Annotated in this window: 11 protein-coding genes and 2 pseudogenes; 9 read left to right on the forward strand and 4 right to left on the reverse strand. The window is 68.3% G+C overall.

All coding sequences use genetic code 11. The features are described from left to right. From ACFC1R_RS37325 to ACFC1R_RS37360, 8 genes and pseudogenes are all read left to right on the forward strand, one after another. Window positions 1-83: pseudogene (locus ACFC1R_RS37325) on the forward strand (transposase); the annotation flags it as partial. Window positions 84-175: 92 nt separating this feature from the next. Further along, window positions 176-1582 carry a hypothetical protein gene (locus ACFC1R_RS37330; protein WP_375946178.1) on the forward strand — a complete coding sequence of 469 codons (1407 nt, stop codon included), beginning with the start codon at window positions 176-178 and terminating at the stop codon, window positions 1580-1582. A 33-nt stretch (window positions 1583-1615) separates the two neighbouring features. After that, entirely contained in the window at window positions 1616-2518 is a 903-nt protein-coding gene (locus ACFC1R_RS37335) for a phosphotransferase family protein (protein ID WP_375946179.1), read from the forward strand. 618 nt (window positions 2519-3136) lie between these two features. Then, complete coding sequence (locus tag ACFC1R_RS37340; protein ID WP_375946188.1) at window positions 3137-4234, forward strand: hypothetical protein; 1098 nt, start codon at window positions 3137-3139, stop codon at window positions 4232-4234. A 12-nt stretch (window positions 4235-4246) separates the two neighbouring features. Beyond that, window positions 4247-4918 (forward strand): YdcF family protein, encoded by a 672-nt coding sequence (locus tag ACFC1R_RS37345; RefSeq protein ID WP_375946180.1) that lies wholly within the window; start codon window positions 4247-4249, stop codon window positions 4916-4918. Beyond that, window positions 4869-5708, forward strand: a complete 840-nt coding sequence (locus ACFC1R_RS37350) for a WbqC family protein (protein ID WP_375946181.1) — start codon at window positions 4869-4871, stop codon at window positions 5706-5708. Before ACFC1R_RS37345 ends, ACFC1R_RS37350 begins: the two co-directional genes overlap by 50 nt. A gap of 441 nt (window positions 5709-6149) precedes the next feature. Then, window positions 6150-7265, forward strand: a complete 1116-nt coding sequence (locus ACFC1R_RS37355; protein ID WP_375946182.1) for a glycoside hydrolase family 9 protein — start codon at window positions 6150-6152, stop codon at window positions 7263-7265. 387 nt (window positions 7266-7652) lie between these two features. Then, on the forward strand, window positions 7653-8168 hold the full coding sequence (locus ACFC1R_RS37360; protein ID WP_375946183.1) for a putative immunity protein: 516 nt from the start codon (window positions 7653-7655) through the stop codon (window positions 8166-8168). A gap of 142 nt (window positions 8169-8310) precedes the next feature. Here ACFC1R_RS37360 and ACFC1R_RS37365 read toward each other — a convergent pair. From ACFC1R_RS37365 to ACFC1R_RS37380, 4 genes and pseudogenes are all read right to left on the reverse strand, one after another. Continuing rightward, a pseudogene (locus tag ACFC1R_RS37365) lies at window positions 8311-8676 on the reverse strand (transposase family protein); the annotation flags it as partial. Between the two features lie 79 nt (window positions 8677-8755). Continuing rightward, window positions 8756-9967: an alpha/beta hydrolase family protein gene (locus tag ACFC1R_RS37370; protein ID WP_375946184.1), complete on the reverse strand. Its 1212-nt coding sequence runs from the start codon at window positions 9965-9967 to the stop codon at window positions 8756-8758. Between the two features lie 527 nt (window positions 9968-10494). Further along, window positions 10495-11355 carry an ABC transporter permease gene (locus ACFC1R_RS37375; protein ID WP_375946185.1) on the reverse strand — a complete coding sequence of 287 codons (861 nt, stop codon included), beginning with the start codon at window positions 11353-11355 and terminating at the stop codon, window positions 10495-10497. Beyond that, window positions 11352-12263, reverse strand: coding sequence for an ABC transporter ATP-binding protein (locus tag ACFC1R_RS37380; RefSeq protein ID WP_375946186.1), 912 nt, complete (start codon window positions 12261-12263; stop codon window positions 11352-11354). Before ACFC1R_RS37380 ends, ACFC1R_RS37375 begins: the two co-directional genes overlap by 4 nt. Window positions 12264-12397: 134 nt before the next feature. On the opposite strand from ACFC1R_RS37380, the gene ACFC1R_RS37385 reads away from it, so the two are divergent. After that, a partial coding sequence (locus ACFC1R_RS37385; protein WP_375946187.1) for a sensor histidine kinase occupies window positions 12398-13762 on the forward strand: 1365 nt, incomplete at its 3' end.

Raw genomic sequence — 13762 nt, forward strand, 5'->3', positions numbered from 1 at the left:
TCCGCCGCTACATCATCTGGCGGAACAAGCACGCCGCCGACGAGCGCCTACGCGAAGTCGTCACCAGGGCGAACGTTGCCTGATGCGGCACTAGTAACTAATTGCGGTTTTGGTCTCACCATCAGCAACTTCGCTACTACGCTGACGGGCACCGCAGTCGTCAGGGAGGTGCATCATGGCGCACAAGCCGTCCTGTTCCGCACAGATCCGTGCCACTGGCGTGGCCTGCGGCTGGACGACGGCAGCGATCGTCACCGTGATCGTCGACTGCTGCGGCGTCAGTCCGCTCCGAGGGCAGCGACTCGCCCGTGGCTGGACCCTTCAACGCGCTGTCGATGAGCTGGTCCAGAGGTGTGATGCACAGCAACTGGCCCGACCGAGACTCGACATTGACCAGCTGCGCGCCTGGGAAACCGGACGTATTCCTCGCGCGCAGACCATCGACCTGCTGTGTCGGCTGTACGAGACGGATGCCAAGGGCTTGGGCATGACCGGCGACTACCGCACCCTAGCTCAGCCGCCTGCCACCGCCGGCAATCTGCCGCTGGCTGTGACAACGCCCAACGCGGCCCGTGCTGCAGCACGGGTAACTGCTCCGATCGCCGCTGGTGATGCGGTGGATGTGCTCGTGGACTCCCACCGTCGGGCAGTCGAGAGCACACTCGCCAGCACGACGGTCAGCGCGGGACGACTTGAGATCTTGGACGAGCGGCTGATGGATCTCCGCCGCGCCTACGTCGTCGCTCCGCCCGTAGAGATGCTTGGCCAGCTCCTGCGCGAGCTTGATGAGGTACGTCTTCTGGCCAGTGAGCGGCAGCCTGCCCATGTGCAGGTCCACTTGTCGGAGATGATCGCGGTCCTGGCCACGTTGATCGCCGACGCGCTGATGAAGCTCGGGCGCCTGGGACAGGCGCAGTTGTGGTACGGCACGGCGCGCACTGCAGCCGACGACAGCGGCAGTTGGGAGTTGCGGGCGCGCGTTCGGGTCCAGGCCGCCATGCTGCCGTACTACTACGGGCCGCTGGAACGTGCGGTCAGCTTCACCAACGAGGCGCGGCTCCTCAACCGCAACCGCCCCACGGCAACGGGCGCATTCGCGGCAGCGGCCGCAGCACGGGCTCAAGCCAGGCAGGGCAACGCTGAGGCCGCTCGCGCGGCGATCAAGGAAACGCAGCAGCTGTTCGATCGATGCCGGCAGGTTGCATCGGAGTCCGATGACGCTTGGGCCTTCCCCCTGCGCCGGCTTCTCCTGTACCTGTCCGGCGCGTACACCTACCTCGGCGACACCACCCGCGCGCGCGACGCGCAAGCCGAGGCCCTGATGCTGTACCCGGATCGGACCGGCATCGATCCGGCGCTGCTGCACCTTGAGCAGGCGATGTGCCTGATCCACGAGCGCAGCGTCACCGAGGCGTGTCAGCTGGCTGGCCAGACCTACCTGAAGGTTCCTGCTGCGCACCGGACTGAAATCCTCGGCGCGCGGGCCCAGGACATCATCGACGTACTGCCGGAGAACGACCGGTCGGTGCGGGCTGTGCGCGAACTCGGCGAGATCCTGGCACTGCCGGCCAGCACGACGTGACAGGAGAGGCTCCCGCCCGTCAGCCTTGTAGGCATGAGTGCTCCGATTGTCCGAATCGGCGGCTTCGCCGAGTCCGAAGTCTCCGACGTCCTGGAGAGCGCGTGTCGGCAGGTCGACCTTGACCCGTCGGGCGCGCAGATACTGCGTGGCCACACTAACGCGGTGTTCCGGCTTCCCGCGGTGGAGGCGGTCGCCAAGATCGCCCGCGTCGGCACGCCCCAGGCGAACGTGCGGCGCACGGTCGAGCTGGTCCAGTGGCTCACCAGCCTGAGCTTTCCCACTGTCGCGCTGCTCGCTGTAGATCAGCCAGTCCTCGTAGGCGAACACGCGGTGACCTTCTGGGAGTACCTGCCGCAGCCCGACGTCCCCGTGCCAGCCGCCGAATTGGCAGTACCTCTCCGCACCTTGCATCAACTCCCCGCACCTCCCTTCCAAGTTCGACCGCTCGACACGGTCGCGGCCATCCGGCGATCGCTCGATGCGATCACCGCACTACCAGCCACGGACATCGACTACCTGTCGAAGCATCTGAATGAGCTGGAGCAAGTCCTCAGCAAGGTTCGCTTCGCCCTGCCGCCCGGCCTGCTTCAAGGCGATCCTCAGCACCGCAATGCACTCCATCACCAAGGAGCCGCGGTGCTGTGCGACTGGGACACTGCATGCTTCGGCCCACCCGAGCTGGACCTTGTCACCGTGGAGATCCACTGCCGACGGTTCGGCTACGGTGCCTCCCACTACGAGAAGTTCGCCCAGAGGTACGGGTTCGACGTCACCTCGTGGGACGGATACGACGTCCTACGCGACCTTCGCGAGCTGCGGATGATCACCACGAACGCGAAACGCGCCTCGGCTGGCACGCCGGCTCTGGCCGAGGTGGCCCGCCGAGTCGAAGGTCTCCGCCACGGTGATCACGACCTGCGGTGGAACATCCTCTGACTCGCAGACCGCCAAGGGCATAGAGCCATCGCGGTGACCAGGCAGGTAAACCACACCTCGGCAGCCTCCGCCAGCCCGCAGGGCATACCTGGACTACGTGAAGCCGCTGCTGTCGCGGCGTGCAAGCAGAAGGCGAACGCCTGACGCAGTGAGCAGCTGACGACGCAGGCCCGCGATCGGTTTCGGTCCCAGGTGGAACATGGACGGCATGACCACCCCGTACACGCCTGCCGACGCCAAAGAGCCCACGATTGCCCGGAAGGCAGGATCACCGTTACTCGGACGGCCCTCGGCCTCTATGAGAACTGCCCCGAGGATGAGTTCATGACGGTTGCAGTAGTCCGAGAGGACCCGCGACAGGGCAGCACGCCGAGGTGCTCCGGCGGTAGCTGTCCGCAGATAGCCGACAACGGTCGGCCCCTGCACTGATCGCTGCTCCGTGAGCTCCACCGAAACCACCACCCTCGAGACTTCCGCCTCGGCTGCCTGAGGCGCTGACACTCAGGCTGCCGTGCCGCGGTGCGGCTTGGGAATGTGGCGCTGTTGCACTTTCGTAGCAGTTTTGACGCATCGTCGGCTTTCGCCGTGCTTCGATGGCTCCCCTACCCGGGAGGTGTGATGGCGGCTGTCCAAGAGTGGAGCGGGGTCGAGGCGCGGGCGCTCCGACGGGCCCTCCGGTTGAGCGTTCGCGGCTTCGCCGATCATCTCGGGGTAGCGCAACGTACGGTTTCGAACTGGGAGAAGAACGGATCGACCACGGTGCCGCGTCCTGACACTCAGGCGATTCTCGACACGGCTCTCGCACAAGCCGATACTGCGGCAAAACTTCGCTTCGAGGTCCTGCTGTCAGAGGGTGCCACTCCCCTGGTGCGGAACCGCACCGTGTCACGGGGTCCTCGACTGTGGGAATACGAATCCTGGACCGAGGACATCGAACGGACCGTTGCCGCGCTCAGCCGACAGGACTTCGCCTTCGCCGCTGATCTTCTCGGGCGATGGCGCGGACGATGGCCGCTGCGAGAGCTCGACGACAAGGGCCTGTACCTGCATGCCAGGGCAACAACGCTTCTCGGCGATCTCCAACGGGATCAAGGAGCCGTGGCGGGGCCACTGTCGGCGCGGCAGTCCTATACCGAGGCCCGGTCACTCTTCGCTCATCTGGACATCCCCCGTCGGGTTGCTCAGCTCGACTTGTCGCTCGCCGTGACGTTCGAGATGTCCGGGAAGCTCGACCTGGCTGCCAAAAGATACGAGGAGTTGGCGATCGACGACCGGCTCAGCGGCCGAGACCGTGCCAGAGCCAAGCTGTGGGTTGGTACCGCGCTCACCAAGGAGGGACAGCACGCATACGCTGCGCAGGTCATGGGAACCGCGATCCGAGCCTTTGAGGTCATCGGTGAGCCAGAGGACTGGTCCGTAGCCCACCAGAAGCTCGCCCTGGCACATCGGGGCGCCGGCGACCTGGCCACAGCGACTCGGCTGATCGAGGTCGCGCGGAGCTCTGGAAGCGGCAGCTCACCGATGCAGCAGGTAAGGCTTTCGACCGCCCATGGGCACATCCTTCTGTCCGATCGGGCCACGGCAGACGAGGGGCTGGCCGTGCTCAACCGAGCCGCGCAGCTGGCCGCCCAGTACGGTATGAGTCACCAACTGCACAGCATTGAGGGCATCCGGCGGAGTATCGAGCGGCCGACGGTGGCCCTGTGGCCCGGGTGACCTGGAGAACACGTGACGGACATTCAGCAGCTTACGATCACCGAACAGCAGTGGGCGGACGCCGCTCTCATCTGGGACTTCCACCAGATGAAGCACGACGCCCGGCCGTGCGACGCGGCCATCGGCCTGGGCAGTCACGACCTCGGGGTACCCGCCTACGCTGCTGAGCTTTACCACATGGGCCTGTTCAAGACGCTCGTCTTCACCGGCGGCCCCAACCCGACGCATCCCGAACGGTTTCCCCGTGGGGAGGCCGTGCACTTCACCGAGCACGCGGTGGAGCTCGGCGTTCCGTGCGAGGCCGTTCTTCAGGAGCCGAACGCCCGCAACACCGGCCAGAACATCGAGTTCTCCCGCCGGGTGCTGGCTGAGGCAGGTATCGAGGTGCGGTCCGTGATGCTGATCGCCATGCCGTACATGGAGCGCCGGGCTTTCGCCACGTGCCGCAAGGTCTGGCCCGAGGTCGAGGTTGTGTGTGCGTCCACGCCGATGGCACTGGACGACTATGTGAAAGTCATCGGCGACGACAAGCTCGTCATTGACAATCTGGTCGGCGATCTGCAGCGGGTCATCGAGTACCCGCCGTTCGGTTTCGCCATCGAGCAGGAAGTACCGAAGGTGGTGCATGACGCCTATGAGCGTCTCCTCGCCGACGGCTTCGACAGCCGTCTCCTCAGTTCCTGATCAACGGCCAGGCAGGCTCACCGCGGCCGTCTGCGCCATCCACCAGCCCAACCTTTTCCCCCGCCTATCAACCCTGGCAAAGCTGTACACGGCGGACGTCTGGATCGTCTACGACGATGTCCAGTTCGTCCGCCGCGACTACCAACACCGCGCTCGACTCGCACAGTTGAACGACCCAAGGAAGTGGCAGTGGCTATCGCTCCCCACGCACCTGCCGCACGGCCGCGACACCCTGATCTCCGACGCCCACTTGGTTGAACCCTTCCGCAGCCAGCAGCGAGTTCAGCGCCTGCTCCAACAGCTCTACAGTCGCGGCCCGTATTGGCTCCAGCTACAAGAGCGACTGGGCGCGCTCTTCGACCTGTTCGAAATCACGGACCGCACTGCGGCCATCGCCAAAGCCTCCACGCTCGCACTCCTGCGACTGCTCGACTGGGACGGGACGGTGCTACACAGCCGTGACCTGCCAGCCAGGAAAGGCCGCTCACTCCGCCTCGCCGATCTGTGCTCGTCCGTCAATGCCTCGACCTACTTGTGCGGCAGTGGCGGACTCTCCTACCTCGATACGGCTCCCTTCGAACAACAGGCGATCTCAGTAGAGTCTTTCCTCGTCCCCGAGCACGGAGTGTGGGAGGAAGGCCATCGAGTCAGCGCGCTCCGAGCCATCGCTACCCACGGCCCCGACGCACTCAGGAGGCATCTCATCACGCTCCGTGAGCAGCTATGGCCTGCCGCCAGATTCACGGCGTCATCTGCTCGTCCGCGCCCTGTCCCACCTCAGATCGGGTAGGCAGCGGTCCGCCGGCTGCTGAGTCCGATTCTGCACATAGATCGCACGAGCAATACCGGTTGCGGAGTGACTAATAAGCATCAGCTTGGGATGACGCCAGCAGCGGAGCGGGCGGTCCGGACCCTACGGAGGAGTGGCAGCGGCGGGAGGTGGCCCGGCTCGTGAGCTGCTCCTCCGCCGTGTCGGAGGGGAGCAGCTGTTGAGCAGGGTGGGCCGTCAGGACTGGTGGGCTTCCTCGGCTGTGCGCAACTGGGCCAGCTCCGCCTCCAGAGCCTCGATCGGGCCTCCAGCTGCTGCTTGTCCCGTACGGCGTCCGCGTAGCCTTCCTTGTGGCGCTTGGCGATGCGGCTGAGCCTGTCCGGCGTGAAAATCCGAGCTCGGGGCGTTGACCTGCAGCGTTTCCCTGCGGGGACGAAGTGGGTCGGGGCATGATCGGTGGTCATGCGATGGTCCTGGATCCATCTGTTGACGCGCAGGTCGTTGGAGCTGGTGGGCCTACGGCTGCTCGGCAGCGCGGCGAAGGACGTCGAGCTCCTGGTCCTACGACACCAACTCGCGGTGCTCCGACGCCAGCTCGGTCAACCGCAGCTCGAGCCAGGCGACCTGGTACTGCTGGCGGCCTTGTCGAGACTCCTGCCCAGGGAACGCTGGAGCAGCTTCTTCGTTACCCCGGCCACGCTGCTGCGCTGGCATCGCGAGCTGATCGCTGACAGGTGGACCTACCCCCGCAAGCGTCCCGGCCGACCGCCGATACCCCAGCAGACCCGGGAGTTGGTCCTGCGCCTGGCCCGCGAGAATCCACTGTGGGGTCACCGGCGCGTGCAGGGCGAACTCGCCCGGCTGGGCATCACCGTGGCAGCGGCCACCGTCCGCGCGGTACTGCGTCAGGGCAACATCCCGCCCGCACCCAAGCGGGCGCAAGACAGCCGGTCCGTCTTCCTCCGCACCCAGGCATCAGGCCCGCTGGCCTGCGACTTCTTCCACGTGGACACCGCCTTCTGCCGACGCCTGTACGTGCTGTTCGTCATGGAAGTCGAAACACGACGGGTTCACATCCTGGGCATCACCGCACACCCGAACCGCGACTGGGTGACCCAGCAGGCCCGGAACCTGCTGATGCCCCTGGAAGACCAGGCATACCGCTTCCGGTTCTTCCTGCGCGACCGGGACGGAAAGTTCTCCGACGCCTTCGGCGCACAACAGCGCGGCTGGGCACTGAGCGCCAACTCCTGGGGCAGCACCTTCATGATCGGCGCAGGCGAGATCTACCCCCACTGCCCCGAACACCAACTGGCCAACCTCGGCGGCAGCCTCGACGGCACCGGCGACATCCTGCGCGGCGCCGTCGTCAACGGGCCGAACGCAGCAGACAAGCTCGCCGAACTCAACACCTTCCCCACCATGAAGCGCTGCTCCTCCAACCCCGGTACTCCCTGGACCGACTTCGACGGGGCCAAGGCCCGCTTCCTCGACGACGCGGGCGCCTGGCAGACCGTGGAACCCTCCGTCGACTTCACCTCCACCGCGATGCTGGCCTTCGCCCTGTCACAGAACTGAACGATTGACCAGCTCCGAGCCGAAGCGGGGCCAGAGCACGCTCTGTAAAGCAATGTGGCCGGTCAAACCGACACACTGTCGGTTTGACCGGCCACATGAGGAATCGGGATTGATCTCAACCGCGGCGCGGATGTCCAATAAGTAGTGTGCATCGTGAAGTTGCAGGTCACCGGAGTGGCGTGACGGGCAGTAGGGGAACTCGTACTAGTCGGCGGCCGGTGTCCACGGTGAAGATCGTCCGACCAGTCAGCTGGAGTGGTACTCGGGTTCTGTTGTGCTTGTCGTAGGGGTCTGGCGAGTACTCTGGATCGTTCCCTGCGCCAGGCGGCGGCCGCCAGGGCAGACCCCAGCGAGTGGCGCCGAAGCGCGCAGGAGGCAGTGTAAGTCATGATCCTCCCGAAGGTCCGGGACCCTCGCTTCGTGACGATCCGCCGTGGTGGGACTCTCACTGATGCGGATCACCGTCTCCTCGCTCTGTGGGCTGCCTCGTGTGCAGAGCACGTCCTTGGCCTCTTCGAGTCGGCCCAGCCTGGGGACCTGCGACCGCGCCAGGCGATCGAGCATGCCCGGGCCTGGGTGCGTGGCGAGGTCAAGATGATGCAGGCTCGCGCGGCGGGCGGCCATGCGATGGGGGCAGCCAGAGACCTGCGTGGGGCAGCACGGCATGCCGCGTACGCCGCTGGCCAGGCCGGGGCCGTAGCCCACGTCGCCGCGCACGAGCTCGGCGCGGCCGCCTACGCGATCAAGGCCGCACGTGCGGCGGCACCGGAAGGCGAGAGCGAGAACGCTGGGCGACTCGAGTGCCAGTGGCAGCGCAATCAGCTCCCGGAGGAGATCCGCGAGCTCGTACTTGATGACCAGCGGCTGCGCAACGACATCTGCTGGTCGGTGTTCGACTGTTGAAGCCGAACCCTGCACGGCCCCTCAATGGTTGGCCCAATGAGCGCGGCGCATCGTGAAATCTGCACGTCAGATGGCCTGGTGTGCGTAGGTATAGGGAGGCTCGGGCAGGTCCGGGGTGGTAGTCCACCAGCAAGATCATCCCTCAGCGGGCGACTTCCCGGTTGGTCAGCACCAGCAGGGCCCGCACCAGCGCGGTCGCCCACTTCGGATCCCTGCGGACCTTGCCGAGGACGCGCCAGTTCTTCAGATGGGCGAAGCCGTGCTCGACCGGGGCCCGCACCGCGGCCAGCGCCTTGCTGGAAAGTTTCTGACCACGGGTCAGGGGTCGGTTCCGGGCCGCCTTGTAGCCGGTGATCACCGCCGGGTCGGCATCGGGAGCGCCGTCGTCGAGTCCAACGAAGCCCAGGTCGGCGATGGCACCGAGACCGGCCGCCCGCAGGTGGGCGGTGAGCTTGTCGTGGCGACAGGCGGTGATCTCCGACGCGCGTCCGGGCCGCACCGCGGAGACCCCGAACTCCTCTTCCTCCGTATGAGGTCCCGTACGGACCGCGGCGCAGCCCCGTAGCGCCGCGGTCCGTCCGCTGCCGCTACGGCAGGTAGTGGACCTCGGGGAAGGCGCCCGACGGACCGTCGAGCAGGCGGCCCCGATGGTGGTGGCGCAGGTGCTGGTCGAAGAAGGCGAGCGGGTATGCCTGCTGGATTTTCACCGCGCGGGCGGGGTCGAGGGTGCCGATCCATGCCTTCAGTTGCTGGTCGCTCATGCCGATCAGCTTCGCCATCTGTGGTATGAGTACCTGGGTGTCGCCGTAGGACTGGTGGGTTGCGCCGTCGGCCTGGACGTTGAGTCGCCAGCCCTTCAGGTGGGACCAGAACAGGGCCACGTTCGGGTCCTGGGCGCGGGTGAACCTGGCGGTCATCATCATGAACGGCCGATCCAGGTCGGTGGTGATGGTGGGCTGCTTCGGTCCGGGCTGCATCGGTCCGTCCAGGCTCAGCCCGGCCCGCACCCGCCGATCGGCCAGCATGACGCAGGCGGTGGCCGTGCCGCCTTTCGACCAGCCGAACATGCCGATGCGCGAGGTGTCGATGGCCGCGCACAGCCCGTCCGGCAGCGGGTGGTGCTCGGCGTCGGGGTTGTGCCCGGCGGCGAGCTGCTCGACGCAGTCGAGGACGAAGCGGATGTCCGTGGCGTAGTCCACGGCGTACAGCGTGTGCTGGATGTCCATGGCCGGGGTGACCACTCGCCCGTCGGGCAGCTGGCTTAACGCGTCGCCGATGTGGTCCACCGTCACCACGACGTAGCCGTGGCTGGCGAGCTCCTGCACGATGACGGTGTGGTCGGAGCGGTGGCTGCCTGCGCCGTGCGAGTAGACGACCACTGGCAGGCCCTGGCCCGTGCGGTGTACCGGGGCGCCCTCGTGACCGGACGTCAGCAGCGCGGCGTCGGGCGGGAAGCCGCCGGAGGCGAGGAATGCCTGCAGGGCGCCGGCGGGCATCCACGGCGCGCGCGGGTACCGATCGACGTCGCCGCGGGCGGGGTACCAGACGCTGGCCATCAGCTGGCGGAACTGGCCGGGGCCGGCGTCGGGATCGGGGCGGGAGGTGTCGACGAGGTGCAGCTCCACCGTGCCCACCTGGTGCGGGCCGGTGGGCTCCGGCAGCGTGAACTGCACCGGGCCCAAACCGGTCGGGGCCGATGTGCCCTGGGCGCCCGGGGCGGCCCAGGCGGGGCCCACGGCGGCGAGCGGCACGGCGGCCCCGACCGCGAGTACGGCGCCCAGCATGCGACGGCGCGTCATTTCATTGCGGCTTGTGAACGGCGTGGTGGTCACGGACTCTCCCCAGGTCTCTTGGGCCGAACCGGGCAATGCCCCGCGCTTGGGTAGCTGACCCGGCCGGCCAAATTTTTTGATCGTTGACTGCTGATGATCTTGTGATGAGGGCATAAAACGTTGCTCGAGGTGGCGTGGCGCGGGGTGGCCCGCGTATGGATGCCTGGCCGGGGTCGTAGGACGCCGGCCAGGCCGTTCCCACCGGCTTGTTGGTGTCGCTGCTGACCGCCTGCCGTCTCGCCCCGGGTGATCAGCGGCTTTAGCCGTGCGATCTCCTCGGCGGGCGCGGCGTGTCCGCCCCCGGTCAGCGTGATCCGGGGCGGGAGCCGGCCGGCATACCCCTTGTCTACCTAGGCCAGTCCGGCCGAGTGGACGGTGGAGCGACTGACGAGCGGCAGCCGGGCCACGGCCGACGACCGGCATCGTCGCCCGTGGGTGAATCTGGCTCTCGGGTTTGCGGGCCCCTGTCGGTGCACTCGTCGGTTGTGTGTCTGTCACTGGTCCCGCTTCGGCACGGTGGTTATCGCCAGCACCACCGCGAGCGCCGTCCAGAGGGCGTAGACCGTCCAGGCGCCGCCGAGTGTGGAGGGGTAGGGGGTGCCGATCTCCTTTGCCGGCAGCAGCAGCCGGGCCCACGCGTTGAACGGCAGCGCGTTGTCGATGACCGCGCCCCAGTACGTGTTGTTGTGGACGAAGGTCGGGATGATGAAGAGCAGGACGAACTGCGTGACCATGGTCGTGACGCTGTGCCGGATCACCGCGCCGAGCCCCAGGCCGACCAGCGCGCCGATCGGCGCGAGCAGCGCGGAGGCCGTCACGAGTCGCAAGGCGCCGGGATGACCGATCGAGACGCCGCCGTACTTCCCGGCCAGGATCGCCTCGTCCAGCCAGAAGGACACGGTCACCACGAACACGCCGAATCCTGCCGCCACCCCGGCGACCATCAGCACCTTGGCGGCGATCACCTCCCGGCGGGCCGGCGCCGCGGCGAACGTGGTCCGCAGCAGGCCGGTGGTCTGCTCGCTGAGGATCGCGATCGCGCCCACCGCCCCCATGGCCAGCAGGACCAAGGACGCGCACGGCCGGGTGAACGCGTCGTGCAACGCCCCGACCCTGGCGTAGTAGGCCTGTTGGTCGACCGTCCAGGACGCCCATTCGGAGCGGGAGGTCCGCGCACCGTTGGCGTTCAGGCCGATGATGGCCACCGCGCTGATCAACAAGAACCAGGGGATCGAGCGCAGGGACCACAACTTGATCCACTCGGCCGCCAGCAGGTCGGTGAACCTCACCGGCGGGCCGTCGGGTGCCTGGCGGGTGCCGCTCGTCACAGGGTGGGTTTCCGTCCGGGTGCTCATGCTCGTTCTCCTGCCGCGTATTCGACGCTGGCGCCGGTCAGCTCCATGAAGGCCTGCTCCAACGAGCCGCTCCTGGCGGCCAGTTCGTGAACGAGGACACCGCGCGCGGCGGCGATCTGCGCGATGGCGACCGCGTCGAGGCCGGTCACCGTCAGCAGGCCGTCCGGGGCCTGGACCACCTGCGCCCCCTCGGCGGTCAGGGAGGCCACCAGCGAGGCCGGATCATCGGCCCGGACCTCAACGGTGTTGCGCGAGCCGCGAGCGGCGAACTCGGCCACGGTCTCGTCCGCGAGCAACTCGCCGCGCCCGACCACGATGAGACGGTCGGCGGTGTGCTCCATCTCGGTCATCAGATGACTGCTCACGAAGACCGTGCGGCCTTCGGCGGCCAGACGCTGGAACAGGCCCCGGACGAACAGCACCCCCTCGGGGTCGAGCCCGTTCAGCGGCTCGTCGAACATCAGGACCGGCGGATCACCCAGGAGAGCCCCGGCGATGCCCAGGCGCTGACGCATGCCCAGCGAGAAGCCGCCGATCCGCCGGTCGGCGGCGGCTATGAGGCCGACCTCCCGCAGGACCTCGTCCACCCGGCCGGCCGGGATCGCGTTGCTGCGCGCCAGGAAGCGCAGGTGGTCGCGGGCGGTGCGGCCGCCGTGCACGTCACCGGCGTCGAGCAGCGCCCCGACCTGGCGCAGGGCCCGCCGCAGGCCCCGGCAGTCACGGCCGGCGACGGTCGCGGTGCCACTGGTCGGGGCGTGCAGGCCGAGGATCATGCGCAGGGTCGTGCTTTTGCCCGCGCCGTTGGGGCCGAGGAATCCGGTGACGTGGCCGGAGCGGACGGTGAAGGACAGGTCGTTGACGGCGGTGATGCGGCCGTAGCGCTTGGTGAGATGACTGACTTCGATCACGGGGACCACGGTGCCGGTCACAGGCATCGGCGCACATCTGCCGACGGTCAACAACCGGCCTGATGCGATGTCAACCCCAGGCTGACATCCGTGGATGACTGCGCCACCGGAAGGTTGATCGCTACGCTCGCGGCATGAACCTCACCCGGGTGCCGCCCAAGTACCTCTCGCACGTGTCGCCGGGCACCTGGATGGTACTGCTCTGGTTCGCGGTCACGGCGTACACGGTCTTCGAGCAGATGCAGACCCGCCACGGCCTGTCCGTCCTCACGCTGCCCTTCGGCGACCAGGTGAACGAGGCGCTCGCGGTGCTGGCCGTGCTCGCCGCGGGCCGGCGTGGGCGCCGGCCCTTGACGGCGCTGTGCCTGCTGCTGTTCGGGACCGTCCTGTCGGTCATGGCGATGGCCGTCGCCGACATCCCCCTGCTGCAGTACCTGGTGGTCGACGTCGCCATCTGCTACCTGGCGGCGACCCGGCCAGCCCGGACCTCGGTCACGGCCGGCGCGCTGGCGCTCGGGACGCTGCTGGGCTACTCGGGCCTGCGCGCGCTGTCCGGCATGGACGACTACGGCAGCACCACGGTGACGGCGGCGCTGGCCACGGTGATCGCCTGGCTGATCGGACACGCGGTGTGGCAGAGCCACGCACACGCCGAGGCACTGCGCGCGCGGGCGACGGAACAGGCGATCACCTCGGAACGGCTACGCATCGCCCGGGAGTTGCACGACATGGTCGCGCACAGCATCGGGATCGTGGCACTCCAGTCCGGCGCAGCTCGCCGGGTCTTCGACACCCAGCCGGCGCGGGCCCGGGCCGCCCTCGGCGAGGTGGAGGCGGCCGGGCGGGAGACGCTGGCGGGCCTGCGGCGGCTGCTGGGAGCGCTGCGCGAGGCCGACGACAACGCTGCCGACCTGGCCGAGCAGTCGGCCCCGATGCCCGGTCTGGACGAGGTGGCCCGGCTGGCCGCGACCACGACCGCTGCGGGGGTGCGGGTGGACCTCGTCTGGTCCGGTCCGCGCCGCCGGCTGCCGCCGGACATCGAGTTGTCGGCCTACCGGATCGTGCAGGAGGCGGTGACCAACGTGGTGCGGCACGCCCAGGTGCGCGCGTGCCGGGTGTCGATCGAGTTCCGCGCGGCGGAACTGGCCCTCAGCGTGGTCAACGCCGGCCCCGAGCCCGCCTCGTCGAACACGCGGGCCACGCACGAATCTCACGGCGTGCCCGGCGGCCGGAGCCCCGGGCACGGGTACGGCATCGTCGGGATGCGGGAACGGATCGGCCTGCTGCACGGCGAGTTCCGGGCCGGGCCGTGCCCCGACGGCGGCTTCCGGGTGACGGCGCGGGTGCCCGTGGCACCCCCATGGCATTACCGCCGCCCCCCCGGCGCCACTCGGACCCGCCCCCGCCCCCCCCCCACCCCTCCTCGCCCCCCGGGGGCGGGCCCGACGGGGGGCGCCGCCCGGCCCGGCCCCGCCCGGCCGTGGGCCCAGGGCCCCGCG

It is taken from the genome of Kitasatospora sp. NPDC056138, assembly GCF_042264695.1.
Classification (GTDB): domain Bacteria; phylum Actinomycetota; class Actinomycetes; order Streptomycetales; family Streptomycetaceae; genus Kitasatospora.